This window comes from Afipia sp. GW821-FHT04G03 (assembly GCF_059419985.1).
Genome location: NZ_JBWKSV010000004.1, coordinates 529,912 through 554,987, shown reverse-complemented (window position 1 = coordinate 554,987; position 25,076 = coordinate 529,912). Strand labels below are relative to the sequence as shown.

The following is a 25,076-nucleotide window of genomic DNA, read 5'->3' as shown; positions in this document are numbered from 1 at the left end:
AACGCAAAATCCGGATCAGATCTAAAGGGAGACGAGTATGACGTGGTTTACAGCCGCATTGCGTCACGGAGCTGTTGCGGCGGCGCTGATCGTCGCGACATCGCAATTGGCCAAGGCTCAGGACACGTATCCTTCGCGGCCAATCAAGCTTCTTGTCGGCTTCGCTGCGGGTGGCGCGACCGACACCACGTTCCGGAAGCTCGGCGAATTGGCCTCCAAGCAACTCGGCCAGCCCATCATCATCGAGAACAGGCCAGGCGCGGGCGCAACGCTGGCGCCGTCCACAATGGCGAAGACCGAAGCGCCGGACGGTTACACCATCGCTGCCGCGACCGCGGGCCTGCTGCGTTATCCTTACATGCAGAAAGTGGACTGGGATCCGATCAAGGATTTTACCTGGATCACAGGTCTGGGCGGCTACACGTTCGTTCTTGCGGTGAATGCGGACTCACCGTTCAAGACCACCGCTGATCTGGTTGCCTACGCCAAGAAAAATCCTGACAGCCTGACCGTCGCCACCGCAGGCGCCGGCACCACGATGCATCTTCTGGCCGAGGCGCTCGCCGGCATGGCCGACGTGAAGATCACGCATGTCGGATACAAAGGCAGCAGCGAAGCCGTCACGGCTATTCTCGGTGGTCACACCATGGCGACGGTGGATGCCATCGGCACCATTCTTCCCTACGTCGAGTCGGGCAAGATGCGGGTGCTGTTGTCGTTCGATCCGCAGCCGGTGGCATCGCTGCCCGGCGCGCCGACAGCCAAAAGCCTCGGCTACGATCTCGTTTACCCGGCGCCATATGGACTGGTGGGACCGAAGGGAATGCAGCCCGCGGTTGTCGACAAACTGTATCAGGCGTTCAAGTCGGCGGCCGACAGCGACGAATACAAGAAGCTGCTGGTGACCCTGGGGCAGACCCAGTGGCAGAAGCCGCCCGTCGAGTACCAGCAATGGGCCGGCGAGTTCTATCGCTCCGAACGTTCGCTGGTCGAGCGCGCGAAATTGCTGCGTCAGCCCTGATTCACCAACGGACACTTTCTGCTGGCGTGTAAAATCGCCGCCATACAAACCAAGTCAGGTACCTCATGAAGAAAATGCTCGCTGTCATCTGCTCCGTATTCCTGCTTGCCGGGACGGCTGGTCATGTTTCAGCCACCGAGAAGCTTGCGGTTAACAATGTGAAGATCATCGTGCCGTTCCCCGCGGGCGGCACGACGGACATTCTCGCGCGCTTCGTCGCGCAATATCTCGGCGACAAGCTCGGCGTTACGACCATCGTCGAGAACCGTGCCGGCGCCTCGGGAATTATCGGCTCGGAAATGGTGGCGAAATCACCGGCGGATGGCAGCGTGCTGCTGTTAACCGCCACGCATCACGTCATCAACCCGAGCCTCTACAAGCAACTGCCGTTCGATCCGCGCAAGGAGTTTTCTCCGGTCGCCCTCGTGGCAAGCGCACCGAATGCTCTTGTCGTTACCGCGAACTTCCCCGCCAAGACCGTCGGTGAATTGATCGCGATGGCCAAGAAAGAGCCAGGCAAGTATTCATTCGGCTCGGCCGGCATCGGCGGCGCCAATCATCTGTCGGGCGAGCTCTTCAAGCAGATGGCCGGCGTCGATATCGTGCATGTTCCCTACAAGGGCGCTGCGCCGGCGATGAACGATCTGATCGGCGGCCATATTCCGATCATGTTCGACACGCTGCCGACAGTGTTGCCCGCCGCATCCGGCGGAAACATCCGTGTGCTTGCGGTCACCAGCAAGGAGCGCGCCGCATCGCTTCCCGATGTGCCGACGCTCGATGAGGCCGGCGTAAAGGGATTCGAGGCAACGGCCTGGTTCGGCCTCTACATGCCTGCGGCGAACGACAACGCCGCCTACAAGACGCTGGTTGCTACGATGAAGGAAATTCTCGCGGCGCCCGCCACCCGCGAGAAATTCGCCGGGCAAGGCGTCGAGCCCGGCAAGCTCGCCGGTCCTGAGTTCACCAAGTTCGTCGATGCGGAAATGAACAAGTGGGCGGCGGTCGTGAAGACAGCCAACGTGCCGCAGCAATAAAGCGAGGCTCATCCATTAAAAAGCCCGCCCCGGATCAAACCGGGTGCGGGCTTTTTATTTTGATGCGGGTTGGCGTTGTCGCCGCGCTTAATCGTCCGGCGTGTTGGCGCCGCCGCGCGTGACCATGTTTCCCTTGGCCATGACATGCGGGCTCGGCCCCACCACGTCGGTCGCCAGTCCAAGCTTCTCGAACAGGCGAATGGTGAGGAACGTGGTGTCGAACTCCCACCACTTGTGGCCGTGACGCGCCGAGCGCGGGTCGGCGTGGTGATTGTTGTGCCAGCCTTCGCCATGCGCCAGCAGGCCGATGAAGACATTGTTCCGGCTGTCCTCGTCGGTCTGATAGTTGCGGTAGCCCCACAGATGGGTGACGGAGTTCACCGCCCAGGTCTGGTGCCACACGAACACCGTGCGCACGAACACGCCCCAGATCAGGATGCTCAACCCGAATTGCACCGCCTGCATCACCGTGCCGCCCAGCACGAGTTCCGCGATAAACCCGAGGCCGAAGAACACCACCCACTGCGCGACGATGATCTTGAGCTGCAGGAAGTTGCGTTCGAGCGCGACATAGAAGGGATCGCGAAGAATATCTTTTGCGTAGCGGTCGTAGATCCCGAGCCGGTTCAGCTCGGGGTTTTTCACCACCAGCCAGCCGATATGGCCCCAGAGAAAATTCACCAGCGGGCTGTGCGGATCGGGCTGCTCGTCGGCGTGCTGATGATGCCGGCGATGCACGGCGACCCAGCGGGCCGGCGTGTCCTGCACGCAGCAGACGGCGATGACGGCCAGCACATGCTCGAACCATTTCGGGCATTTGAAGCCGCGGTGGGTGAGCAGCCGGTGGTAGCAGATGTTGATGCCGAGCATTCCCGTCAGCCGCGCGGTAACGATCGCGACGATCAGGCCGGTCCAGCTGAAATACCAGGGCATGACAGCGAGCAGCGCGACGAGATGATAGGCCAGAATGGTGATTGCCACCGGCCAGTCGATCCGGCGCAGGATCACCCCGGAGGGCAGCGGCAGGCGGCCGGACATGCCGGCATTCGCAAAACCGGCGGCAGCAATGCTGACGGTCTTCGCGGCTGGCGGACGATTTGTGGTTATTTCGACGGTCAACGGTCCAAATCTGCCTTCTGAGCGCCCCGGCGCTGTGTTTAACGTATGCACCGCCGAAGAAGAAGAACCGTGGCGCAGGCGAGCCTGAATGTTGATTAGAGAGACATTTTGGCACCGGAAAGCCCAAAAACGGGTTCCGTTCGGGGCATTTTGACCCGGCGGAAGATGTCTGAATAGGCCGGGCCGGATTGACATTTATGGCTCCGATGGCATAGAAACCGCCTGTCTCGCGCGGGCCCCGGCCTGCGGGATATTGCCCATCAACCAACCGGTTCCACACTCGGCCCTGCAACGCGGCCTTCCAGAGAGCATTGTCCCATGAAGGTCCGTAATTCGCTGAAGTCCCTGCGCGGCCGTCACCGCAACAACCGTCTGGTTCGCCGCAAGGGCCGGGTTTACGTCATCAACAAGGTCCAGCGCCGCTTTAAGGCGCGCCAGGGTTGATTTCGGCCGCGCGGCTTGCTGCACGAAACTCTCTCCACATCACATTCGTTTGACGCTGCGTGCGTTTGGCGCCGCTAGTGCTTTGCACGCGGTGCTTTCCGCGTTTAGACTTTGCCCATGGCATGGCGGTCGGCAAACACGGCAGATTCGGCGCGGGCTTTTCTGAAACTCGCGATGGGTGCCGCCGTGCTTGCCGCGGTCGCCACGACGCCGGCTGCGGCCCAAGCGCCGCAGATCACGCCGCCGGGCATGCCGAAGAAGCTGCCGGAAGCCCCGACCAAGTTGCCCCGCGTCACCGGCGACAAGACCAAGAATCTCGATTTCCTGTTTGGTGCGCTGAAGGCGGCACCGGATCAGGAAAGCGCCAAGGCGGTGGAGGCGCGGATCTGGGCGCTATGGACCGCGACGCCGAGCGACACCGCCGCGCTGCTGATGTCGCGGGCAAAGACCGCGCTGGACAGCAAGGAAACCGATGTTGCGCTGAAGCTGCTCGACGCCGTCATCAAGCTGCGCCCCGACTATGTGGAGGCATGGAACCGGCGTGCGACGATCCATTACCTGCAAAACGATTACAGCCGCTCGATGGAAGACATCAGGCAGGTGCTGATTCGCGAGCCGCGCCACTTCGGCGCTTTGGCGGGTCTGGGAATGATCATGCAGGAAACCGGCGACGAGAAGCATGCGCTGGAAGCTTTCCGCAGGGCGCTTGCGATCAATCCTTATCTTGAGCGCGTTCCTGACCTTGTGAAGTCGCTGACCGAGAAGGTCGAAGGCCGCGATATTTGATTTAACCGAAAATTGTTCATCCGAACCGGTCCGTTCGTCCAAGCGAAACCTATCCACCGGTCGTTCGTAGTTTACGGCGTGCACAGATTTCCCCGGATACTTTCAATGACGGTTTTAGCTGCGGCGATTGCGCTGGCGGTCATGGCGCTGATCACGCAGGTCGGCGTCACCGCGCTCGAGCGCGCCGATCCGCCGCAAGGCAAATTCATCGACGTCAAGGGCGCACGCCTGCATGTCTTGGAACTCGGCCCGACCCACGCGAACGGTATGCCAATCGTTCTCGTTCATGGCGCGACGTCGAGCCTGGAAACGATGCGCAAGCCGCTCGGTGACAGGCTGGCGAAGGACCACCGCGTCATCCTGATCGATCGGCCCGGTCTCGGCTGGAGTACGCGGGACCGTGTCGAGGATTCGACGCCCGCCATTCAGGCCCGCATGATCGATGAGGCGCTGGGCAAGCTCGGCGTCGGTCGGGCGATCCTTGTCGGTCACTCGTGGGCCGGATCGCTGATGCCGGAAATGGCGATGGAATATCCCAAGCGTGTCGCGGGCATCGTGATGCTGTCGCCGGTGGCCTATCCGTGGCCGGGGGGCGTCGGCGCCTTCAACCAGATCGCTGCCATTCCGGTGGTCGGCCCGCTGCTTGCCTACACCATCACATTGCCGCTCGGTATGTTCCTGGTGGATGGCGGAATACAATACGTGTTCTCGCCCCAGACAGCGCCGGAGGGCTATGTCGACGCCACAGCTGTTCGGATGGTGCTGCGGCCGCGCGTCTTCCTCAACAACGCCCGGGATCTCACGACCCTGAAGGCGGAAATGGTGAAACAGTCGCCGAACTATCCGTCGATCAAAATACCCGTGACCATCGTCACCGGTGACGCCGACAGGACCGTGTCGACCGACATTCACTCGCGGCCGTTCGCGGAGGCGGTGCCCCAGACCAAGCTTGTGGTGCTGCCGAACGGCGGCCACATGCCGCAGGTCTTCGCAGCTGACCTGGTGGTGGCCGAGATCGAAGCGATGGCGGCGCGGGTGCAGGCTGCTTCATCGGCATCGGTCGCTGATACACATTGATTCATCGGCTCATCAGTGTGAGCGCCGGCCGGCAGCGGGCGTCAGTCACGCATGCGCAACATGCACATGCATCGGGATCGAAAATTTAATTTCTTTCACGATGTGCTGAGCATCACACTGCTGCCATCGAACGATGATGGACTGACGCCGTTGCTCGCGTCCTTTTCTCGCTCCAGCAGAATGAAGGTCGGAAATGACAACTACATCAAACCCAACCACGTCGAATGATGACGGCGTATTCAATAAATCTGCGGAAACGATTCCGTTTCCCGATCTCGTACGCGTCAGCGAATTGAACGGGACGGTGCTGAACGAAACTGCGAAGTTCAACGCGCAGATCAGCACCACCTTGCAGAACCTCGGCAAGGAATGGTCCGAATTCGTCGGCGCGCGGCTGCGCGAAGACGTCCAGCTGTTCCGGACGATTCACGATTGCCGTTCGTTGCAGGATTTGCAGCAGGCCTATGCCCAGTTCTGGCAGACCGCGTTCACGCAATACGGCGAAGAGGCGCAGCGGATGCTGCGGATCACGCAGGGCGCGGTGGACAATGCGACGCACGCGGCGCAGGAACTTCGCGAGACGATGACGGCGACCGACAAGGCCGCGTAAGGCTCACTTGTTGGGCGGTGTCGTTGAGCCGCTTGCCGCGTGTCAGATGTCGGCGTCGCGGTCGGGGCCGACATAGGCAATGCGGACCATGTTGGTTGTTCCCGGCGTTCCGAGCGGGACGCCGGCGACGATAATCACGCGCTGGCCAGCCTTCGCGAAACCGTCGCGGAACGCGATGCGCGCGGCGCGGTCGATCATGTCGTCCTGATCGTGGGCGTCTTCCGCGATCACGCAATGTACGCCCCAGACCAGCGCCAGCTTGCGTCCGGTGTTGACGTTCGGCGTGATGGCGACCACCGGCGGTTTCGGACGTTCGCGCGCGACGCGCAGCGCGGTCGATCCCGAACTGGTCCAGCAGATGATGGCCGACAGGTCCAGCGTTTCCGCGATCTGGCGCGCGGCGTCGGCGATGGCGTCGCCTGCAGTGGATTCGGGGTCTGGCCGCTGCGCGGCGATGACGCCGCGATAGGTCGGATCGCGTTCGCATTCCTCGCCGATGCGGTTCATGGTCAGCACCGCCTCGACCGGAAACTTGCCCGCGGCGGATTCAGCCGACAGCATGATCGCGTCGGCGCCTTCGAACACGGCGTTGGCGACGTCCGAAACCTCGGCGCGTGTCGGCACCGGTGACGAAATCATCGATTCCAGCATCTGGGTCGCGATCACGACCGGCTTGCCGGCGCGCCGCGCCATGCGCGTCATCTGCTTCTGAAGTCCCGGCACGCGCTCGGCAGGCAGTTCGACGCCGAGGTCGCCGCGCGCGACCATCAGCGCGTCGGATGCTTCCATGATTTCAGCGAGGCGGTCGATGGCCTGCGGCTTCTCGATCTTCGACATGATCGATGCGCGTCCGCGCACCAGCTTCTTGGCCTCAATCACGTCCTCGGCGCGCTGCACGAACGACAGCGCGACCCAGTCGATGCCCGTCTCAAGCGCCGCTTCGAGATCGAGGCGATCTTTTGGCGTCATCGCCGATACCGGCAGATCGGTATCGGGCAGGCTGACGCCCTTGCGGTCGGACATTTTCCCGCCGGTCACCACGCGCACGAGGGCGTGGTCGGGCGAAGTTTCTTCGGCAATCAGGCGCAGTTTGCCGTCGTCGATCAGCAACGCATGGCCCGGCCGGAGCGCTTTCAGAATTTCCGGATGGGGAAGATGGACGCGGGTCTTGTCGCCGGGTGTGGTGTCGGAATCCAGCGTGAACATCGCGCCGTTGTTGAGTTCGACAAAGCCGTTCTCGAAATTTCCAAGCCGCAGCTTCGGTCCTTGGAGGTCGACCAGAATGCCGATCGGGCGGCCATAGCTGCTTTCGACATTGCGGATCGTCGATACCAGTTCGCGCATCTTGTCATGCGGCGTATGGCTCATGTTGATGCGGAACACGTCGGCGCCTGCCTCGAACAGCTTGCGAATCGAGGCGCTGTCCGACGATGCCGGTCCCAACGTGGCGAGAATCTTGATGCGTCGCAGACGTCTCATTTTGGATTTCCCGGAGCGGCGCCGGGAAGTGCGCCGGGTTGTGCGGCCCCCGGAGCATTCGGCATGCCGGGCAGCCCGGGCGTGCGTGGATTCTGTTCATTGGATTCGGTCAATTGGACGGTCCAGGCGCGCTGTTCGCCGGTGTCCACCTCGAAATAGCCGGTGCGGTCAAACCCGCGTGCGAGGCAGTCTTCGGTGCCCTTGATGGTGAATTCCTTGTCGCGTGAACACATGAAAGCCTGCCCCGACCATTCACCGCCGCGGTCATAGTCGATGGCGTAGATATAATAGAATCGTGCGACAAGCGTTCCGCGCAGCAGGGTTTCGCAGGCGCGGGACGATACGTTCCACCAGCCCTCGGTGACCCAGCCTTCATTGTCCTTGTAGCCCAGCGCGATGCCGACCCGGCTCGACGTGTTGTTGCACAGGCGAAAATCCGCGGCGGCCGGTTCGCTCCATGCGCACAGCGTAATCAGCGCCACAAGCCCTGAGAGGGCGGCGGTGACGGTGCGGCGGGACATGGCGTGGCGGAAGTTTCGGGCTGTCATTTAATCAGGTTGCATCAACGGGTGGGTGTCACGTAACGCATTGAATATGATCGGCAAAAGTGAAGACCTTATGTTCATCCGATCAGACCTGCCGCCAGTATAGAGGCGCTTGATGGTTTCGCCAAACCACGCACGGCTGGTTAATAGCCGGGTTGCGGGAATATGTGACGGGCGAAACCGGTTTTTTCCACGATATGGAAAATGGCATCACGTGGCCCCATGTTAGATGACTGATATTGGAGCCGCCGGTAGGGCTCCTGAAACAACGGAAATTGACCATGGCGATCGACGACAAGACCCAGACCGAATTGGAAGCGGCGGTTTTCCGCCGTCTCGTCGAGCATCTGCGCGCACGGACCGATGTGCAGAATATCGACCTGATGAATCTCGCGGGCTTTTGCCGCAATTGCCTGTCGAACTGGCTGAAGGATGCCGCCGACGAAAAGGGCGTGGCGCTGACCAAGGACGAGAGCCGCGAGGCGGTCTACGGCATGCCGTACGAAACCTGGAAGGCGACACATCAGACCGAGGCGACGCCCGATCAGCAGGCCGCCATGAAGAAGAACCACGCCGGTCACTGAAACTGGCAAGTGAAATCGGCGCGCCGGCGCCGACTTTTCTTTCTCCTGTGGGTCACTGTGGATGACCGTGACTCCGCCTTGACGCGGCAGGCATCACTCTTGAGTGTGATGCTTCAATGACGTGCCCCGCACGCCTGCCAGCTTCATCTTCATAAGAGTTCAGGAGTACCCGATGGCCACCTCGGCTGCCGTGAAAGAAAACGACGATACCGCGCACAGCTTCGCGAAGGGTCAGCTGAAGGCCATCATCGAGCGCATCGAGCGGCTTGAGGAAGAAAAGAAAACCATCAGCGACGACATCAAGGACGTCTACGGCGAAGCCAAGGGCAACGGGTTCGACGTCAAGGCGCTGCGCACCATCATCCGCATGCGCAAGCAGGACGCGGACGAGCGTCAGGAACAGGAAACCATCCTGGAAACCTACATGCAGGCGCTGGGGATGCTGTGAGGCGCGACCGGCCGCGCCTTTAACGGTGAGGTTTGATTTAGCGCAGCGCGGCGGTGCGCATCGCAAACGACGTCGTCGACAGCGTCGCGATCGCCGAGCCGGTGAATTTCTCGCAAATCATGCCGAGATGCGGATCCTCTGAGAACGTCATCGCCAGCGTCGCGTTAGGCTTGGCGAAGTGGACGCGCATCACGGTCATGTCCTGATCGCCGAGGATCGAGGCCGACAGCGACGTGCTGGCGCTTGGCGCGAGGATCATTGCGCGCAGCCAGATGTCGTTGGTCTGGGTGGAGAGTTTCGTCCTGACCAGGGTCGCGCTGGTGCCCTGCTGGTTTTTGGCGACCTGTGTATCGCTTCCGTAGATATCCTTGCCGGACATGGGGTTCGGCGCGAGCGAGGCGATGCGCGGGCTACGGGGAACCGGTGCGCTGGCGGCCACGATTGGAGCGCGCTCGGGCTGCGCGACCGACGGCGCGTAGGCCAGCGCCTGCGAGACATTCTGCGGCAGGCTGGCGGTGGATTGCGGATCAGCTGCAACAATGGCGCCACGTGCCTTGAGGGCTGCCATCTGCGCCTGGGTGGCGGGCTTCGGCGCCGGCTCGTTATCCCAGAAGCCGCGGGCGTTGATGATATCGACGGGAGACTGCGGGGTATATTCGTCGGCTGGAACAGGTTTGAGCGCGGGTTGCTGCCTGGGCGGCTGAACGATCTTGGTATCGGCCGAAGCGACCTGATAGGCCGCAGCCCCCGCAGGCTTGGCGCGCGGCAGCGGCACGCGGTCGAGAACTTTCTCTGCGGCTGCGACCGTCGCCTGCGCGGCGTCCCTGGCCTTGTCGGCTGCGGCCATCGCCACCTGCTTGACCTTGCCGCCGGCAACGGCGTCGTTGCCGGTCTCTTCCTCGTCATCCGCTGACTTGTTGCGGCCGAACAGCGAGGCGAGGAAGCTGCGTGACTTCGATGGTGCCGAGACGTCCTCGCCGTTGCCGCGCTTCTGAATATCGGCGAGCGCAAGCTCATAGTTCTTCAGCGGCTTGCCATCGGTCGGCACATGCACTGTGCGGCCGTCGGGGAAGACGCGCGCGAGCTGATCGTGGGTCATGCGCGGCCAGTGGCGGATACTGCCGACGTCGAGATGTACGAACGGCGATCCGGAGGTGGGGTAGAAGCCGACGCCGCCGCGCTGCAGGCGAAGTCCGGCGAAGCGAATCTGTTCGAGCGGCACGCCGGGGATGAAGAAATCCATCGCGTGGCCCTGCATATGCTGGCTGTGGCGCGCGACCCCGGAAGAGCGGCGGCGAAGCATGGCGTTGGTTGCGGGCGAGCGGTAGGCGGAGATGATCTGGATCGGCTGTTTGCCGTCGACGTCGCGATAGACTTCCCACACGATATCGAACAGGCGGCGGTCCATCGTCGTGGAGTCCTGGCTGCGCCAGTCGCGAAGGAAGTGATTGAGTTTTTTCAGCGCGGCTTCGTCGTAACGGCCGTTGCGCTTGAAGGTGACGGTGAGGTCTTCGTCGGAATGGGTGTGGTGGAAGGAGAGGGTGCGGGTGTCGCCGTCGGCGGTCGCGTTATGGACGGAGCGGGCATTGGTCGCGATCAAAAGCAATGACGCGAGGCCGACGCGCACGCCGGTGCGCGAAAGCCATTCAACCCCATAGCTGCGTGGAAAACCGCCCGCCACTCAGAATCCCGTTCGACGCCAGTTGGTCTTGCGTCAGTTGATTTTGGTATTCTCCCGCTACCCCACGCAACGGGAGAGAATGAACGCAGTCTTAAGCGAGGACAGTTAATCGATATTTACCCGTCCCCGACTCCTGTCTCAGAGGTCTCGTTTCAGCAGTTGACCCAAGTCTTAGTTTGCCCAGTCTCAGTCGGCCCAGTCTCAGTCTGCCCAAGTCTTCAGTCTGCCCAAGTCTTAAGTTCACCCAAGCCTTTAGCCTATCCAAGAGCCGTAACCTGCCTCAAGTCTGTCACGGGCTCGTGAAGCTAAAGTATGCCCCCCGGAGTATGGCAAAAAAGGGCCGGTAGGCCGATCCGGGCCGGAATGGTTTCGGCGCAATGGTTAACAAAAAGGGCCCCGCAGCAGCGGAGCCCTTAAAGCTGTGGAAATCGAGGAAAGTCGGCCGTTTTTCGATCGAACGGGCCGAAATCGCTGGCTCAGCGAACCACCCGGCGCTGACCCCGAACCGGAGCGGGCGGTGGGGTCGGCGGTCCAAACAGCCGTTCGAAGAAGCTGGGCCCGTTGCTGGCGTAGCTGTCACCGGGAACCCGCACATTGGTCGGACGGACGTAGTTCGGCTGGGCGTGGGAAACGGCCATTTCCATTTCCTTGCCTTCGCTGCCCTTGAGCATCGAAATCACTCTCGCATCGCGGCCGTAGATGTCCTTGCGGAATTCGAGCTTGCCCGCGTCGTCCACGAACGCCGTCTGGTAGGTGATGTTCACCGGAATCGGCGTCGGGAAATTGATGTTGATCTCGCTGCGGCCGTACATGCCTTTGATTTTTTCCGGCGTGTAGTTTTCCTTCGGCAACGCGATGCTGAGCAGGTTCGCCGCATACTGGTCGGGGTTCTGCACGCGCATGCAGCCGTGGCTGAAGGCGCGCTCTTCCTTGGCGAACAGATGCTTGTCCGGCGTGTCGTGCTGATAGACGAGGAACTTGTTCGGGAAGTTGAAGCGAATGCGGCCGAGCGCGTTGGCTTCACCCGGCGGCTGCGAAATGCGCACGCTGCCGTCGGCGGCGCGCGCGAGCTTCAGGCCCATGCGGTCGAGTACGGTCGGATCCTGCGCCAGCGCTGGCAGATATTCGTTGTAGATGATCGACGGCGGCACGTTCCACGTCGGATTGACGGTGATGAACTTCATCGTTTCCGTCAGTTCCGGCGTCGCATGCTTGCCGGGCTTGCCGACCACGACGCGTGTGGTCCAGACCTGTTTGTCGCCCTGCATCAGCTTGAGCGAGTAATCCGGGATGTTGAGGATCACGTAGGCGTTGCCGAGCGAAGCAGCGCCGAGTTCGCGTGGCAGCCAGCGCCAGCGCTCCATGTTGGCGCGGACGATGTCGATCTGGCGGTCGCTGCGAGGACCGTTGAGCGCGCGCACCGTGGCATTGTCGAGAATGCCGGTTGCCTTCAGGTCGTTGCTCGCCTGGAACTTACGCACCGCGTTCGCCACCGTCGCGTCGTAATGCGTGTCGGCGGCGTTCTCGGTGATGTTGAGTTTCGCGCGCAGCGCCGGCACGCGGGGATCTTCCGCGACGGTCGGGCTCGGGTTCTTTTTGGTCGGCTTGATGAACTTCAGCACGTCGCCTTCGGCGATATGCTTGGAGGTGTCCTCAGTCACACCGCGCAGCGATGCAAGCTTGGCTTTCAGGCCCTTGTAGCCCTTGTGCGCCGGATTGTAGCTCTCAAGCGCAGCGGAAGCGTCCTTCGCCGTCGAGACATTGATGAGGACTTCGACCGGATCGACGGGATGCTCGGGATAGGAAATGTCCGCGCTGACGCGCGACCAGTGCATCCGGCCGCTCTGGGCGTGACGCGCATAGTCGAACATGCTTTCGGTCAGCCGCAGTTCGGCCTCGGCAAGTGTGTCGGGAGAGGTCGCGTTGGCGAAATCGGGGAGCGGATAGTCGCCCGGGTTCAAGCCCTCCGCGCCGGCATCCTTGAGACGCGCGATCACGCCCTTGGCGCGTGGGGTCACCGCACCAGCCTCGCTCCAGAGCGGCGCGTAGTTGCGATCCTTGTAGAAATTCTCGACGGCGGCGCGTTCGTTCTTGCGATCGAAGTACCGGGCGCCCTTGGCGGCGATCAGATCGCGTAGCTTGTCGGCCACCGGTTGATCGGCGGCAGCGACAGCCGGAGCGGCCTTTGCGGGGTCGACCGCCGGTGCCGCTGCCGTTGCTGCCGGTGGAGTTGCCGTCGGCGCCGTTGCAGCCGGAGGAACAGTTGCCGTGGTGGTCGGTGCGGCGGCAGGGGCAGCTGGGGCCGCAGCTTCTTCCTTCTTCGGAGGCGTCGCGGTGGCTGGTGCGGTGGCCGTGGTGTCAAGTTTGAAGTCGTTCACCGTTGGCGGCGGAACGTTGGCGGGTTCGGGAAGCGGCACGGCTGCGTCGATGGCGAGATCCGCGGGGCTTTTTGCAGGGCTGGCCTGGGCAAAGGCGGCTGTCGCGGCAACGGAGAGGAAAGTGGCTGCCACGGCCATGAGGACCCGATCGAAGCCAACTGGGCCCTTGCGGTGGCCGTTCGAAACGTCATGCATTCTCGCACCCCAATTCTGGCACCCTTGTCGGGTGAAACTGCCCCGGCATGGAACAGTTCATGATGGTTTCCGTCAGAACCATTTGCACTTGTGGAAAAGCGCCGGCTTGATCGGATATTGATACGCAATCTCGCATCATCAAAACATCGCGAGACGGTACACGCGCCAGCCCCAAGCGGCCAGCCGCCGCCGGATCAACTCGAAGTCATCTCCAGCGAAATGACTTTAAATACACACGTGTTGCAACGGGTTGCGCGCATTGCCGCGCGCTTTTCCTGTGTCTGTCACCGGACCGCAACGGTTCAATGAGAGAAGCGAAAAAGCTGGGTATTCGTTCCATGCCCACGCATGATTCGCTCAGCGTGCGGGGCCGGCGGGTTCCGCATCTGAGGCGGCTGCCTCGTCCAGTTTCCGGTAGAGCGTCGAGCGGCCGATCTTCAGCCGCCGCGCCACCTCGGACATCTGCCCGCGATAATGGGAAATGGCGAAGCGGATGGTCTCGGCTTCCATTTCCTCCAGCGGCCGGACCTCGCCATCCTCGCCAAGCATGGCGAGAGCGCCATAGGTCGGCATGAATCCGGTCGTTGGGGCGGGAGCGGCGTTCGGCGCAATGGGTATCTCGGTACCCGGGATAAGATGCGTCGAGGAGGGCGGGCTTTCCAGCGTTACAGGCTCCGCCTCGAATCCGGACGAGCCCGGCGCAATCCCCGCAGTTTGCGGGAAGTCCTGCAGTCCGAGCTGGCCGCCCTCGCTCATCACCACCGCCCGGTACACCGCGTTCTCAAGCTGGCGCACATTGCCCGGCCAGTTCAGTTGCCCGAGCATCGCGATGGCTTCGCCGCTGACGCCGGTCGCGGGGCGATTTTCCTCGGCGCAGAACCGCGCCATGAAATGCCGCACCAGATGCGGAATGTCCTCGCGGCGCGCGCGCAGCGGCGGGATCGTCAGCGGCAGAACGTGCAGCCGGTAAAACAGATCCTCGCGGAATGCGCCCGCCTTCACTTGATTCAACAGGTTGCGGTTGGTCGCGGATACGATCCGCACATCGACCTTGACCGGCTTGCGGCCGCCGACGGCTTCGACCTCGCCCTGCTGCAGGGCGCGCAGCAGTTTCACCTGCGCGGCCAGCGGCAATTCGCTGATCTCGTCGAGAAACAGCGTGCCGCCATTGGCTTCGACGAACTTGCCCGCATGTCGTTCGGTCGCGCCGGTGAACGCGCCCTTCTCGTGGCCGAACAGCAGGGACTCGACAAGATTATCCGGAATGGCGCCGCAGTTGACGGTGATGAAGGGCTTGGCGCTGCGCTCGCTGGAGCCGTGGATGGCGCGCGCGATCAGCTCCTTGCCGACGCCGGATTCGCCTTCAATCAGGACAGGAATCGCCGACGCCGCGGCTTTCTTGCCCATCGCGATCACGTGGTTCATCGCCTCAGAGCGCGTGACGATGTCGGTGAAGGTGAGCTTGCCTTCGCGGCGGTGACGAATGCGTTGCAGTTCGCCTTTCAGCGCGCTGGCGTTGAGGGCGTTGCGCAGCGACACCTGCAACCGCTCGACGCCGACGGGTTTCACCACGAAGTCATGCGCGCCGGCGCGCATCGCGGAGACCACGTTGTCGATGCCGCCATGGGCGGTCTGCACGACCACCGGCAGATCGAAACCGAGATCCTTGATTTTTTCCAGCACGCCCATGCCATCGAGCCCGGGCATGACGAGATCGAGCACCATGGCGTCGATCGGTTTGGTGTCGGGATCGATCAGATGTGCGAGGGCGGCGTCGCCGCTCTCGACCGTCACAGTTTCGTAGCCGCAGCGTTGCACCATGTTCTCGACCAGACGGCGCTGAACGGCGTCGTCGTCCGCAATCAGAATGGTCGCAACCATGGCATTCCCCGCAACTCTGGACTATCTCAACAACATGTCTCGAATCGGGGCACTCTCGCCGACGCAGATTAACGACCTCTTAAGGGTTGAGATTCTGCGGGTGCCCTGTGGATAATGTCGCGTCGATAAAGCCGGTCCAGAAATCATCACGGATTGAAAAGCATGGCCTCGCGTTCCTCCTCCGCTCTCCGCAAGCCCGCAAAATCGAAGCCCGTTGCGAAGGCGAAATCGTCTCGCAAGCCGGCGTCAGGCGCTGTGGGCAAATTGCCGGAATGGAATCTCGCCGACCTTTATCCGGCGATCGATGCGCCCGAAGTCACCCGCGATCTCGATAAGCTGGACGCGGACTGCGCGGCATTCGAGAACGCCTACAAGGGCAAGATCGCGGAAGAAGCCGCAAGGCCCGAGGGCGGCGCGTGGCTGGCCGAGGCGGTCAAGAGTTATGAGGCGATCGACGATCTCGCCACGCGACTGGCTTCGTTTGCGCAGCTTGCGCATGCAGGCAACACCGTTGATCCCGCGATCTCGAAATTCTACGGCGACGTGTCTGAGCGCATTACCGCGGCCTCGACGCATCTTCTGTTCTTCGCGCTCGAACTCAACCGCGTCGATGACACCGTGATCGAGCGGGCGCTGGCTGTGCCCGCGTTGAATTACTACCGGCCGTGGATCGAGGATCTGCGCAAGGACAAGCCGTACCAGCTTGAGGATCGCGTCGAACAGCTGTTCCACGAGAAGTCCGTCAGCGGCTACGCGGCTTGGAACAGGCAATTCGACCAGACAATCTCAGGCTTGCGTTTCAAGGTCGGCGGCAAGGAGCTTGCCATCGAGCCGACGCTCACGCTGCTGCAGGATCGCGCGCCCGCCAAGCGCAAGGCGGCGGCGCAGGCGCTGGCGAAGACCTTCAAGGCGAACGAGCGCACCTTCGCGCTCATCACCAACACGCTCGCCAAGGACAAGGAAATCTCCGACCGTTGGCGCGGATTTCAGGACATCGCGGATTCGCGTCACCTCGCGAACCGGGTGGAGCGCGAAGTGGTCGATGCGCTGGTCGCATCGGTGCGCGCAGCCTATCCACGGCTCTCTCACCGCTATTACAAGATGAAGGCGCGCTGGTTCGGCAAGAAGTCGTTGGCGTTCTGGGACCGCAACGCGCCGCTGCCGTTCGCGGCAACCGGCCAGATCAGCTGGAGCGACGCGAAGAGCACCATTCTGAAAGCTTATGGCGACTTCTCGCCGCGGATGGCGGACATCGCCGAGCGTTTCTTCACCGACCGCTGGATCGACGCTCCGGTGCGCGCCGGCAAGGCGCCGGGCGCGTTCTCGCATCCCACCACGCCGTCGGCGCATCCCTACGTGCTGATGAACTACCAGGGCAAGCCGCGCGACGTGATGACGCTGGCGCATGAACTTGGCCATGGCGTGCATCAGGTGCTCGCCGCGAAGAACGGGGCGCTGATGGCGCCGACGCCGCTGACGCTGGCGGAAACCGCAAGCGTGTTCGGGGAAATGCTGACCTTCAAGCGGCTGCTGGCCCAGACCAAGAACGCCAAACAGCGTCAGGCGCTGCTTGCGGGCAAGGTCGAGGACATGATCAACACCGTGGTGCGGCAGATCGCGTTCTACTCGTTCGAACGCGCGATCCACACCGAGCGGCGCAACGGCGAACTCACCGCGCAGCGTATCGGAGAAATCTGGCTCAGCGTGCAGGGCGAAAGCCTCGGACCGGCGATCGAGATCAAGCCGGGCTACGAGACCTACTGGATGTATATTCCGCACTTCATCCATTCGCCGTTCTACGTTTATGCCTACGCATTCGGCGACTGTCTGGTGAACTCGCTTTACGCGGTTTACGAGAATGCGTCCGAGGGCTTCGCAGAGCGCTATCTCGCCATGCTGTCGGCTGGCGGAACCAGGCATTATTCCGAATTGCTGATGCCGTTCGGGCTGGATGCCAAGGACCCGAAGTTCTGGGATGGCGGCCTGTCGGTGATCGAAAGCCTGATCGCCGAACTGGAGGCGATGGGGTAGGGGCGGCGACGGGTAGGATCAAAAGCCTCGTTTGGACCCTTTCCCATTCCGCATCGTGAAAATCCCGTCCACAGGCGTTGCATGGCATGCATGAGACCGGTTTAATTAGCGCCGGGAAAAGCGGCGGACGTTGCCCTTGCACCGCAATTGGGCTAATTCGCGCTACGTTGTGAATGGTATTTTGGAGGGGGATCGATGGCTGACCATAGCGAAGTCGCTTACACGCAGGCGGATGGCATGGACTATCCGGCTCATGAGCAGACCTATGAAGCTTTTCTCGCGATGACGAAGTGGGGCACGATTTCCGTGATCGCCGTTGTCGCCTTGATGGCGATTTTTCTCACCTGATTGAATTTGGTGCTCACCGGCAGCCCTGCCGGTGATTAGGTCATGCGCGGCCGACGGCTGCGGGAGGCGTCATGAAAATTGCGATTGCCAAGGAAATCGATGCGGCCGAGCCGCGTGTTGCGGCGACGCCCGACACGGTCAAAAAATTCAAAGCGCTGGGCGTCGATATTGCCATCGAGCCGGGCGCGGGCATCAAGTCCGGATTGCTGGATGCGGATTATGAAGCCGCAGGCGCTGTCGTCAGCGCCGACGCGGTGAAGGACGCCGATATCGTCATCAAGGTGAAGCGTCCGGAGGCCTCCGAGCTTTCAAGGTACAAGAAGGGCGCGCTGGTCATCGCGATCATGGACCCCTACGGCAACGACGCCGCGCTGAAGGCGATGGCCGATGCTGGCGTGTCGGCTTTCGCGATGGAGCTGATGCCGCGCATTACCCGCGCGCAGGTGATGGACGTGCTGTCCTCGCAGGCCAATCTCGCGGGCTACCGCGCGGTGATCGAATCCGCCGAAGCTTTCGGCCGCGCCTTCCCGATGATGATGACGGCCGCCGGCACCGTGCCCGCCGCCAAGGTGTTCGTGATGGGTGTCGGCGTCGCCGGCTTGCAAGCAATCGCGACCGCGCGCCGCCTCGGTGCTGTCGTGACCGCGACCGACGTGCGCCCGGCCACTAAGGAACAGGTTGAGAGCCTTGGCGCGAAGTTTCTTGCCGTCGAAGACGAGGAATTCAAGAACGCGCAGACCGCGGGCGGCTACGCCAAGGAAATGTCGAAAGAGTATCAGGCCAAGCAGGCCGCACTTACCGCCGAGCACATCAAGAAGCAGGACATCGTCATCACCACGGCGCTGATCCCCGGTCGTCCCGCGCCGAAGCTGGTCACCGCCGAAATGGTGAAGTCGATGAAGCCGGGCTCCGTGCTGGTCGATCTCGCTGTCGAGCGCGGCGGCAACGTCGAGGGCGCGAAGGCCGACGAAGTGGCGGACATCGATGGCGTGAAGATCGTCGGCTACACCAATCTCGCGGGCAAGGTGCCGGCGTCGGCGTCGAGCCTCTATGCACGCAATCTCTTTTCATTCATCGAGACGCTGTTCGACAAGGCCACCAAGTCGCTCGCCGTGAAGTGGGACGACGATCTTGTGAAGGCGACCGCGCTGACCAGGGACGGCGCAGTCATTCATCCGAATTTTCAGCCGAAACCATAAGGAGAGCCGACATGCATGGAATTGAGGCTGTCGACCCGTTTGTGTTCCGGTTGTCGATTTTCGTTCTCGCCGTTTTCGTCGGCTACTTCGTTGTGTGGTCGGTGACGCCCGCGCTGCACACCCCGCTGATGTCGGTCACCAACGCGATTTCGTCGGTGATCGTGGTCGGTGCGCTGCTCGCGACCGGCGTCGCGCAGGTCGGCAACGACGACGGCCCGTTGTGGGCGCGTGCGTTCGGCTTCGTCGCGCTGATCTTCGCGTGCATCAATATTTTTGGCGGCTTCCTTGTCACGCAGCGCATGCTGGCGATGTACAAGAAGAAACAGAAGTGACGGGGCAGGGCACATGAACGCGAATCTCGCAGCGCTTCTCTACCTCGTCGCTGGCGTCCTTTTCATTATGTCGTTGCGCGGCCTGTCGAGCCCGGCGTCATCGCGCCAGGGCAACTTCTTCGGCATGATCGGCATGGCCATCGCCATCGTCACCACGCTCGCGGCGCATCCGCCGACGAGCGCAACCGGCTGGATCCTCATCATTCTCGGCATCGCCATCGGCGGCGGCATCGGTGCTGTGATCGCGCGCCGTGTGCCGATGACCTCGATGCCGGAACTGGTCGCAGCCTTCCACTCGCTGGTCGGCATGGCCGCGGTGCTGGTTGCCGCCGGCGCGTTCTATGCACCTGCCGCGTTCGACATCGGCACCCGCGGCAGCATCCATGCCTCGAGCCTGATCGAAATGTCGCTCGGCGTCGCCATCGGCGCGCTCACGTTCACCGGTTCGGTGATCGCGTTCCTGAAATTGAGCGGCCGCATGAGCGGCGCACCGATCATCCTGCCCGCGCGCCACATCATCAATATCGTCCTGGCGCTGGCGCTGGTGTTCTTCATCTACGGCCTCGTGGTTTCGCAGAGTTCGTTCGACTTCTGGATGATCACCATCCTCGCGCTGGTTCTGGGCGCGTTGCTGATCATCCCGATCGGCGGCGCGGACATGCCGGTCGTGATCTCGATGCTGAACTCGTATTCGGGCTGGGCGGCGGCGGGCATCGGCTTCACGCTGGGCAACTCGGCGCTGATCATCACCGGCGCGCTGGTCGGCTCGTCGGGTGCGATCCTGTCCTACATCATGTGCCACGCGATGAACCGCTCCTTCATCTCGGTCATCCTCGGCGGCTTCGGCGGCGACAGCGGCGGTCCCGCTGCAGCAGGCTCCGGCGAAGTGAAGCCGGTCAAGCTCGGCTCGGCCGACGACGCGGCCTTCATCATGAAGAACGCGCAGAAGGTCATCATCGTGCCGGGCTACGGCATGGCGGTGGCGCAGGCGCAGCACGCCCTTCGCGAAATGGCCGACACGCTGAAGAAGGAAGGCGTCGAGGTGAAGTACGCGATTCATCCGGTCGCGGGCCGTATGCCCGGCCACATGAACGTGCTGCTGGCTGAAGCCAATGTGCCTTACGACGAGGTGTTCGAGCTTGAGGACATCAACTCGGAATTCGCGCAGGCCGACGTCGCCTTCGTGATCGGCGCCAACGACGTGACCAACCCAGCGGCGGAAGAAGATCCGAAATCGCCGATCTACGGAATGCCGGTGCTGCAGGTCTGGAAGGCCGGGACCGTGATGTTCATCAAGCGCTCGCTGGCCTCCGGCTATGCCGGCGTCGACAACCCGCTGTTCTATCGTGACAACACGATGATGCTGCTCGGTGACGCCAAGAAGATGACGGAAAATATCGTCAAGGCGATGTAGGCGGCCCGGTCAAATTTGCAAAGATGTAAGGCCGTGCATTCGTTTTGCACGGCCTTCGTCTTTTCAGGCCCTCGGCAGTCGGTATATGGCGCAGAGCTTGTTGCCATCCGGGTCGCGCAGATAGGCGATATACATTTTGAGGTCACCCATACCCCGGATGCCCGGTGGATCTTCGCATGTCGTGCCGCCGTTCGCGACACCGGTCGCATGCCAGGCATCGGCGTCTTCCGGCGAGGCCGCCACAAAGCCGATGGTGCCGCCATTGGCCGGGGTGGCGGGTTTGCCGTCGATCGGTTTGGACACGGAAAACGTCCCGGTTTTGGTACGATAAAAAATGCGGTGCCGATCGACAACTCCCGGTGGAATTCCGAGCTTGCCCAGCAACTGGTCGTAAAAGGACTTGGCTTTGTCGAGATCGTTCGTCCCGATCATGATGTGAGAGAACATTTTTTCGTTTCCTTCCCAAAATAGTCTTTTTTGGTTAGGGCATGCCGCTCCGGAGTGCAAATCTTCTGTGTGCGGGTCCTATGCCTTTTGCCATCGTGCCGCTAGTGTCCGGGTCATGAGCGCACATACACAAATTCCACGGTCGGCATGGCTCTTTCCCCTGCTGGCCGTTTTGCTTTTTGCATCGACGTCGATCCCCGGCATCGGCTTCAGCCATACGGCGACCGGCTATTTCTTTGCCGCCGGCCTGCTGGTCATCCTGTTCGGAACCGTGTTCGCTGCGGTTCATCATGCCGAGGTGATCGCGCACAGGATCGGGGAGCCTTACGGCACACTGGTTCTCACGCTTGCGGTGACCATCATCGAAGTCGCGATGATCGCCAGCATCATGCTCGGCGAAAAGGCGGTGCCGACGCTGGCCCGCGATACGGTGTTCGCGGTGGTCATGATCGTCTGCAACGGCCTGATCGGCTGGGCGATCCTGGCTGGCGGCGTGCGTTTCCGGGAGCAGGAATTCCAGATTACCGGCGTGAAAGTCTATCTCTGTGTCCTGATCGTGATCTCGACCATTACGCTGGTCCTGCCGAACTACACCTCGACCACGCCGGGGCCGGTGTTCGCCTCAAGCCAGCTTATCTTCATCGGTATCGCGACGCTGCTGCTATATTGCGTGTTCGTATACACCCAGACCGTCCTGCATCGCGATTATTTCATCGTCCAAAGCGACGACGACGGTGGTGACCATGCCGTGGCGTCCGGCCGGGTCATGACGATCAGCACGGGGCTGCTGCTGCTCTCGCTCGTGGCGGTGGTCCTGCTGGCAAAGAAATTCTCGCTTGTCGTGGATGCTGGCGCGGCCGCCATCGGCGCGCCGCCGGCTTTCGCGGGTGTCGTGGTCGCGCTGCTCATCCTGTTGCCGGAAAGCGTCGCGGCGTTGTCCGCGGCCCGCAACAACGACTTGCAAAAGAGCATCAATCTGGCGCTCGGCTCCTCGCTCGCGACGATCGGCCTGACGGTGCCTGTGGTCGCCGTGGCGGCTTACGTGCTCAAGGAAACGCTGGTTCTGGGGCTTGAGCCGCGCGACATGGTGCTGCTCGCGATGACGCTGCTGGTCAGCATGATGACCTTTGCCACGGGCCGGACGAACGTGCTGTTCGGCTTCGTGCATCTCCTGATTTTCGCGGTCTACCTTTTCTTCGTGCTCGTACCCTAATTTCGGCTGGCGGCTACTGATACGCTGCGACGATGTCGGTGATGGCGCGCTCGAGTTGCTTTGCGGTCGAGCACTGGCGCACGAGGCCGCAATAGGTGGCGTAGCGTGGCATTTCGGAATCGCCCCAGCCCCACGCCATGCGGCCTTCGGGATTGAGCCACACCAGCCGTTTGGATCGCTCGGAGATGCGGCGCAGGATGTCGGCGCGGGGATCGAGATTGTTGGTGCGCGCGTCGCCAAGCACGATCACGGTGGTTTGCGGCGTCACGGCGCTTAGACACAGCTTCTCGAAGTCGGCGAGGGATTTGCCGTAGTCGGACGAGCCGAAGCCGACCTTGGACATGATCTCCTTCATGGCCTGTTCGGGTTCATGCTGCTCAAGCAGATCGCTGACCTCGATCAGGTGGCTGGAGAAGGCGAACGAGCGCACGTCAGAAACAACCTCGTGCAGGTTGTAGATCAGCAGCAGGAAGAAATCCGAGACCTTGGCGACCGAGCCGCTGACGTCGCAGATGGCGATGATCTTCGGCTTGTCGCGATGACGGCGTTTCCATGTGGTGAGAAACGGCACGCCGCCCCACGCTGCATTGCGCCGGATCGTGCGGCGCACGTCGAGATGGCCGCGGCGCTGGCGTTTGCGCGGCTTGCTGTAACGCTCGCGCAGCCGGCGAGCGATCCGGCGGATCAGCGCCCGCATCTGCTCCATCTGGCGCGGCTCGATCCGCGACATCGGCGCGTTGCGCAGGATTTCATTGCGCAGGTTCTCGCTTTCCTCGCGGCCGTACAGCAGCAGGGCCTGCGAGACGGTGTCGCGCACGGTGTCGCGCAATGCCTCGGTGGCAGCGGCAAGCCACTCCGCATCTGCCGGACTGGTTGCGGCCAGCCCGTCGAGATCGTCCCGCAAGCGTTCGATGCCGAGTTCGTTGAGGATCTTGCTCGAATAGATGCCGCGCTGGGTGAAGAAGCGGATGTCCGATAATCCTGCCGCCGCCGAAGCATTGGCCATCGCGGCTGCCATGGCATTGCGGTCCTGCGACATCAGCATCTGGGCAAGAGGACCGAGGCCCGACGGCGGAGATTGCGCGTCGCCGTCTTGCGGCGTCTGGCCGGCAGGCTGTTCGCTGCTCTCGCCGTCCTGTGCCGCCGGTCCCGCCATTTCGGGTTGCTGAAAGAACAGGTCGAAACACTGGCTGAGCGACTGCTTGTCTTCCGGGCTCTTGGCGAGGGTCAGCAGAAACGTGTCGCGCAAAATCCCGCGGTCGGCAAAGCCGATGTCGGCGACCGCTCTCATGGCATCGATGCTTTCGGAGGGCGAGATTCTCACCCCGGCCCCGCGGGCCGCCCGGAAGAAGCGATGCAGGTTCTCTCTCATCCCGCCTGACCGAAGACGTTATCCCGGCGCGTCTTGCCGATGAAGGTGGTGACCTGGGGCATCGTGGTCTCGATGTCGGCTTCATACTTGAGCAGGACGTTGAGCGTGTCCTTGACCATCTGGTGATCCAGTTCTCTGGCCTCCAGAAGAACAAGAACGCGCGCCCAGTCGATGGTTTCCGAAACCGACGGCAATTTCTTCAGGTCCAGCGTCCGGACGTCGTTGATGAAGCTGACAATCTGCCGCCGCAGCGACTGCGAAATGCCGGGCACACGGCTTTCCACGATGCGTTCCTCAAGCCGCTGTTCGGGAAACCCGATATGCAGATGCAGGCAGCGCCGTTTCAGTGCGTCGCCAAGATCGCGCTCGCTGTTGGAGGTCAGGATCACCGTCGGAGGTGAAATCGCGGCGATGGTGCCGAGTTCGGGCAGCGTCACTTGAAAGTCGGACAGGATCTCGAGCAGCAGCGACTCGAACTCCGCATCGGATTTGTCGATTTCGTCGATCAGAAGGACGCAGCCTTTCGGCTGTTCGAGCGCCTGCAACAGCGGCCGCGGCTCGACGAATTCCTTCGAGAAGAACACGTCGCCAAAGTCATGCAGCTTGTTCAGCGCGGCCGGAAGTGTTTCCGCGTCGCCCAACACTTCGCCGAGCTTGTCTTTCAGGATCTGCGTGTAGAGCAACTGCTTGGCGTATTTCCACTCGTAGAGCGCCTTGGCTTCGTCGAGGCCTTCATAGCATTGCAGGCGGATCAGCTTGAGGCCGCGCCACGCCGCGATGGCCTTGGCGAGTTCGGTCTTGCCGACGCCGGCTGGGCCTTCCACGAGAATGGGCTTTTCGATCCGCTCCGCCAGATAGACCGCGGTCGCGATCTGGCGATTGGCTATGTAGCCTGCGGAGGCCAGACCCTGTTCGACGGCGTCGATGGAGGCGGTCGGCTGATATTCGGTCACGATCGTGAACTCCAGAAGGGGGGCGCGTGCCGCCCGGGAACTCTCATCTTGCTACGATGCTACCGGGCTTTCGTCCATATCGGCCCCGCTATGCATCCGTGCCGGCTGAACCGCTGTGCGAAATTATGGCACGAGCCGAGGTTTTCTCGCGTTGCTGTGACGTCAATGCGTCTTGCCTGTTTGGAACTCTGACTGTAATTCTGACTGTGATCGTGGCTGCTCGCCATGACGGAGTGCCGGTTCCGGATGCTAACGCAATTGACCAAGGTTATGAGGGAAAGGGCTGCGCGCATTCTCGTCGCGCTCTATGCCTTTTGCCTTGCGGTGCCGGTTGGATTCGCGTTTGCAGACAGCGCCTTGGCGCACTGCCTGCCAAGTCCAACGCAGGTCCAGCATGTGGGACACGCGCACGATGAAGCCGCTCATGTTCATCAGGGCATGACGCATGGGGATCACGATCATCGGGTATCAGCGAATGCCGA

The 25,076-nt window shown here is 62.1% G+C and carries 24 protein-coding genes; 14 read left to right on the top strand and 10 right to left on the bottom strand.

The window, feature by feature from the left end; all coding sequences use genetic code 11:
* Positions 1 to 37: 37 nt before the first annotated feature.
* Positions 38 to 1,021, top strand: coding sequence for a Bug family tripartite tricarboxylate transporter substrate binding protein (locus AC07UB_RS20780; protein ID WP_494653773.1), 984 nt, complete (start codon positions 38 to 40; stop codon positions 1,019 to 1,021).
* 65 nt (positions 1,022 to 1,086) lie between these two features.
* Positions 1,087 to 2,058, top strand: a complete 972-nt coding sequence (locus tag AC07UB_RS20775; RefSeq protein ID WP_494653774.1) for a tripartite tricarboxylate transporter substrate binding protein — start codon at positions 1,087 to 1,089, stop codon at positions 2,056 to 2,058.
* An 87-nt stretch (positions 2,059 to 2,145) separates the two neighbouring features.
* Here AC07UB_RS20775 and AC07UB_RS20770 read toward each other — a convergent pair whose 3' ends face one another.
* Entirely contained in the window at positions 2,146 to 3,177 is a 1,032-nt protein-coding gene (locus AC07UB_RS20770) for an acyl-CoA desaturase (RefSeq protein ID WP_494653775.1), read from the bottom strand.
* A 318-nt stretch (positions 3,178 to 3,495) separates the two neighbouring features.
* Between AC07UB_RS20770 and ykgO the strand changes: the two genes are divergently transcribed.
* The 4 genes from ykgO (at position 3,496) to AC07UB_RS20750 (ending at position 6,094) form a co-directional block, all read left to right on the top strand.
* Positions 3,496 to 3,621 (top strand): type B 50S ribosomal protein L36, encoded by a 126-nt coding sequence (gene ykgO / locus AC07UB_RS20765; RefSeq protein ID WP_002718645.1) that lies wholly within the window; start codon positions 3,496 to 3,498, stop codon positions 3,619 to 3,621.
* A 174-nt stretch (positions 3,622 to 3,795) separates the two neighbouring features.
* Positions 3,796 to 4,407: a tetratricopeptide repeat protein gene (locus AC07UB_RS20760; RefSeq protein ID WP_492791904.1), complete on the top strand. Its 612-nt coding sequence runs from the start codon at positions 3,796 to 3,798 to the stop codon at positions 4,405 to 4,407.
* 105 nt (positions 4,408 to 4,512) lie between these two features.
* A complete protein-coding gene (locus tag AC07UB_RS20755) occupies positions 4,513 to 5,484 on the top strand; it encodes an alpha/beta fold hydrolase (RefSeq protein ID WP_492791905.1) in 972 nt (323 codons plus the stop codon).
* A gap of 193 nt (positions 5,485 to 5,677) precedes the next feature.
* Positions 5,678 to 6,094, top strand: coding sequence for a phasin family protein (locus tag AC07UB_RS20750; RefSeq protein WP_492791906.1), 417 nt, complete (start codon positions 5,678 to 5,680; stop codon positions 6,092 to 6,094).
* 42 nt (positions 6,095 to 6,136) lie between these two features.
* Here the strand turns inward: AC07UB_RS20750 and pyk are convergent, their stop codons facing one another.
* Both pyk and AC07UB_RS20740 read right to left on the bottom strand, forming a co-directional pair.
* Complete coding sequence (gene pyk, locus AC07UB_RS20745) at positions 6,137 to 7,573, bottom strand: pyruvate kinase (protein ID WP_492791907.1); 1,437 nt, start codon at positions 7,571 to 7,573, stop codon at positions 6,137 to 6,139.
* The gene (locus tag AC07UB_RS20740) at positions 7,570 to 8,121 is read right to left on the bottom strand and encodes a DUF1036 domain-containing protein (RefSeq protein ID WP_492791908.1); all 552 of its coding nucleotides are present in this window, start codon (positions 8,119 to 8,121) and stop codon (positions 7,570 to 7,572) included. Before AC07UB_RS20740 ends, pyk begins: the two co-directional genes overlap by 4 nt.
* Before the next feature lie 278 nt (positions 8,122 to 8,399).
* Here AC07UB_RS20740 and AC07UB_RS20735 point away from each other — a divergent pair, with 278 nt between their 5' ends.
* On the top strand, positions 8,400 to 8,702 hold the full coding sequence (locus AC07UB_RS20735; RefSeq protein WP_492791909.1) for a DUF1244 domain-containing protein: 303 nt from the start codon (positions 8,400 to 8,402) through the stop codon (positions 8,700 to 8,702).
* Positions 8,703 to 8,874: 172 nt separating this feature from the next.
* Positions 8,875 to 9,150, top strand: coding sequence for a DUF2312 domain-containing protein (locus AC07UB_RS20730; protein WP_492791910.1), 276 nt, complete (start codon positions 8,875 to 8,877; stop codon positions 9,148 to 9,150).
* Positions 9,151 to 9,187: 37 nt separating this feature from the next.
* Here the strand turns inward: AC07UB_RS20730 and AC07UB_RS20725 are convergent, their stop codons facing one another.
* The 3 genes from AC07UB_RS20725 to AC07UB_RS20715 all read right to left on the bottom strand — a co-directional run bounded on the left by AC07UB_RS20725 (position 9,188) and on the right by AC07UB_RS20715 (position 15,285).
* On the bottom strand, positions 9,188 to 10,831 hold the full coding sequence (locus AC07UB_RS20725; RefSeq protein ID WP_494653780.1) for a peptidoglycan L,D-endopeptidase MepK: 1,644 nt from the start codon (positions 10,829 to 10,831) through the stop codon (positions 9,188 to 9,190).
* Between the two features lie 476 nt (positions 10,832 to 11,307).
* Complete coding sequence (locus tag AC07UB_RS20720) at positions 11,308 to 13,404, bottom strand: L,D-transpeptidase family protein (protein ID WP_494653782.1); 2,097 nt, start codon at positions 13,402 to 13,404, stop codon at positions 11,308 to 11,310.
* A 357-nt stretch (positions 13,405 to 13,761) separates the two neighbouring features.
* Positions 13,762 to 15,285, bottom strand: coding sequence for a sigma-54-dependent transcriptional regulator (locus tag AC07UB_RS20715; RefSeq protein ID WP_494653784.1), 1,524 nt, complete (start codon positions 15,283 to 15,285; stop codon positions 13,762 to 13,764).
* A gap of 162 nt (positions 15,286 to 15,447) precedes the next feature.
* On the opposite strand from AC07UB_RS20715, the gene AC07UB_RS20710 reads away from it, so the two are divergent.
* The 5 genes from AC07UB_RS20710 (at position 15,448) to AC07UB_RS20690 (ending at position 20,609) form a co-directional block, all read left to right on the top strand.
* Positions 15,448 to 17,316 carry a M3 family oligoendopeptidase gene (locus AC07UB_RS20710; RefSeq protein WP_494653786.1) on the top strand — a complete coding sequence of 623 codons (1,869 nt, stop codon included), beginning with the start codon at positions 15,448 to 15,450 and terminating at the stop codon, positions 17,314 to 17,316.
* 195 nt (positions 17,317 to 17,511) lie between these two features.
* Positions 17,512 to 17,664: an aa3-type cytochrome c oxidase subunit IV gene (locus AC07UB_RS20705; RefSeq protein ID WP_492791915.1), complete on the top strand. Its 153-nt coding sequence runs from the start codon at positions 17,512 to 17,514 to the stop codon at positions 17,662 to 17,664.
* A gap of 71 nt (positions 17,665 to 17,735) precedes the next feature.
* The gene (locus AC07UB_RS20700) at positions 17,736 to 18,863 is read left to right on the top strand and encodes a Re/Si-specific NAD(P)(+) transhydrogenase subunit alpha (RefSeq protein WP_494653788.1); all 1,128 of its coding nucleotides are present in this window, start codon (positions 17,736 to 17,738) and stop codon (positions 18,861 to 18,863) included.
* 11 nt (positions 18,864 to 18,874) lie between these two features.
* Positions 18,875 to 19,195, top strand: a complete 321-nt coding sequence (locus tag AC07UB_RS20695) for a proton-translocating transhydrogenase family protein (RefSeq protein ID WP_492791917.1) — start codon at positions 18,875 to 18,877, stop codon at positions 19,193 to 19,195.
* A 13-nt stretch (positions 19,196 to 19,208) separates the two neighbouring features.
* Complete coding sequence (locus AC07UB_RS20690; protein WP_494653791.1) at positions 19,209 to 20,609, top strand: NAD(P)(+) transhydrogenase (Re/Si-specific) subunit beta; 1,401 nt, start codon at positions 19,209 to 19,211, stop codon at positions 20,607 to 20,609.
* Positions 20,610 to 20,672: 63 nt separating this feature from the next.
* Here AC07UB_RS20690 and AC07UB_RS20685 read toward each other — a convergent pair whose 3' ends face one another.
* Entirely contained in the window at positions 20,673 to 21,056 is a 384-nt protein-coding gene (locus tag AC07UB_RS20685; protein ID WP_492791919.1) for a VOC family protein, read from the bottom strand.
* A gap of 115 nt (positions 21,057 to 21,171) precedes the next feature.
* Here AC07UB_RS20685 and AC07UB_RS20680 point away from each other — a divergent pair, with 115 nt between their 5' ends.
* On the top strand, positions 21,172 to 22,269 hold the full coding sequence (locus tag AC07UB_RS20680) for a calcium:cation antiporter (protein ID WP_492791920.1): 1,098 nt from the start codon (positions 21,172 to 21,174) through the stop codon (positions 22,267 to 22,269).
* A 13-nt stretch (positions 22,270 to 22,282) separates the two neighbouring features.
* Here the strand turns inward: AC07UB_RS20680 and AC07UB_RS20675 are convergent, their stop codons facing one another.
* From AC07UB_RS20675 to AC07UB_RS20665, 3 genes are all read right to left on the bottom strand, one after another.
* Complete coding sequence (locus AC07UB_RS20675) at positions 22,283 to 23,641, bottom strand: VWA domain-containing protein (RefSeq protein WP_492791921.1); 1,359 nt, start codon at positions 23,639 to 23,641, stop codon at positions 22,283 to 22,285.
* Positions 23,638 to 24,594 (bottom strand): AAA family ATPase, encoded by a 957-nt coding sequence (locus tag AC07UB_RS20670; protein ID WP_492791922.1) that lies wholly within the window; start codon positions 24,592 to 24,594, stop codon positions 23,638 to 23,640. Before AC07UB_RS20670 ends, AC07UB_RS20675 begins: the two co-directional genes overlap by 4 nt.
* Before the next feature lie 249 nt (positions 24,595 to 24,843).
* Positions 24,844 to 25,056: a hypothetical protein gene (locus AC07UB_RS20665; protein WP_492791923.1), complete on the bottom strand. Its 213-nt coding sequence runs from the start codon at positions 25,054 to 25,056 to the stop codon at positions 24,844 to 24,846.
* Positions 25,057 to 25,076 lie beyond the last annotated feature (20 nt).

Excerpts from the sequence above, each read along its gene's own strand:
- AC07UB_RS20735 (WP_492791909.1), top strand. The coding sequence starts at position 8,400 with ATGGCGATCGACGACAAGACCCAGACCGAATTGGAAGCGGCGGTTTTC.
- AC07UB_RS20760 (WP_492791904.1), top strand. The coding sequence starts at position 3,796 with ATGGGTGCCGCCGTGCTTGCCGCGGTCGCCACGACGCCGGCTGCGGCC.
- AC07UB_RS20780 (WP_494653773.1), top strand. The coding sequence starts at position 38 with ATGACGTGGTTTACAGCCGCATTGCGTCACGGAGCTGTTGCGGCGGCG.
- AC07UB_RS20695 (WP_492791917.1), top strand. The coding sequence starts at position 18,875 with ATGCATGGAATTGAGGCTGTCGACCCGTTTGTGTTCCGGTTGTCGATT.
- AC07UB_RS20680 (WP_492791920.1), top strand. The coding sequence starts at position 21,172 with ATGAGCGCACATACACAAATTCCACGGTCGGCATGGCTCTTTCCCCTG.
- AC07UB_RS20740 (WP_492791908.1), bottom strand. The coding sequence starts at position 8,121 with ATGACAGCCCGAAACTTCCGCCACGCCATGTCCCGCCGCACCGTCACC.
- AC07UB_RS20700 (WP_494653788.1), top strand. The coding sequence starts at position 17,736 with ATGAAAATTGCGATTGCCAAGGAAATCGATGCGGCCGAGCCGCGTGTT.
- AC07UB_RS20720 (WP_494653782.1), bottom strand. The coding sequence starts at position 13,404 with ATGCATGACGTTTCGAACGGCCACCGCAAGGGCCCAGTTGGCTTCGAT.
- AC07UB_RS20750 (WP_492791906.1), top strand. The coding sequence starts at position 5,678 with ATGACAACTACATCAAACCCAACCACGTCGAATGATGACGGCGTATTC.
- AC07UB_RS20675 (WP_492791921.1), bottom strand. The coding sequence starts at position 23,641 with ATGAGAGAGAACCTGCATCGCTTCTTCCGGGCGGCCCGCGGGGCCGGG.
- AC07UB_RS20705 (WP_492791915.1), top strand. The coding sequence starts at position 17,512 with ATGGCTGACCATAGCGAAGTCGCTTACACGCAGGCGGATGGCATGGAC.
- AC07UB_RS20775 (WP_494653774.1), top strand. The coding sequence starts at position 1,087 with ATGAAGAAAATGCTCGCTGTCATCTGCTCCGTATTCCTGCTTGCCGGG.
- pyk (WP_492791907.1), bottom strand. The coding sequence starts at position 7,573 with ATGAGACGTCTGCGACGCATCAAGATTCTCGCCACGTTGGGACCGGCA.
- AC07UB_RS20715 (WP_494653784.1), bottom strand. The coding sequence starts at position 15,285 with ATGGTTGCGACCATTCTGATTGCGGACGACGACGCCGTTCAGCGCCGT.
- ykgO (WP_002718645.1), top strand. The coding sequence starts at position 3,496 with ATGAAGGTCCGTAATTCGCTGAAGTCCCTGCGCGGCCGTCACCGCAAC.
- AC07UB_RS20665 (WP_492791923.1), bottom strand. The coding sequence starts at position 25,056 with ATGATCGTGATCCCCATGCGTCATGCCCTGATGAACATGAGCGGCTTC.
- AC07UB_RS20690 (WP_494653791.1), top strand. The coding sequence starts at position 19,209 with ATGAACGCGAATCTCGCAGCGCTTCTCTACCTCGTCGCTGGCGTCCTT.
- AC07UB_RS20730 (WP_492791910.1), top strand. The coding sequence starts at position 8,875 with ATGGCCACCTCGGCTGCCGTGAAAGAAAACGACGATACCGCGCACAGC.
- AC07UB_RS20755 (WP_492791905.1), top strand. The coding sequence starts at position 4,513 with ATGACGGTTTTAGCTGCGGCGATTGCGCTGGCGGTCATGGCGCTGATC.
- AC07UB_RS20710 (WP_494653786.1), top strand. The coding sequence starts at position 15,448 with ATGGCCTCGCGTTCCTCCTCCGCTCTCCGCAAGCCCGCAAAATCGAAG.
- AC07UB_RS20685 (WP_492791919.1), bottom strand. The coding sequence starts at position 21,056 with ATGTTCTCTCACATCATGATCGGGACGAACGATCTCGACAAAGCCAAG.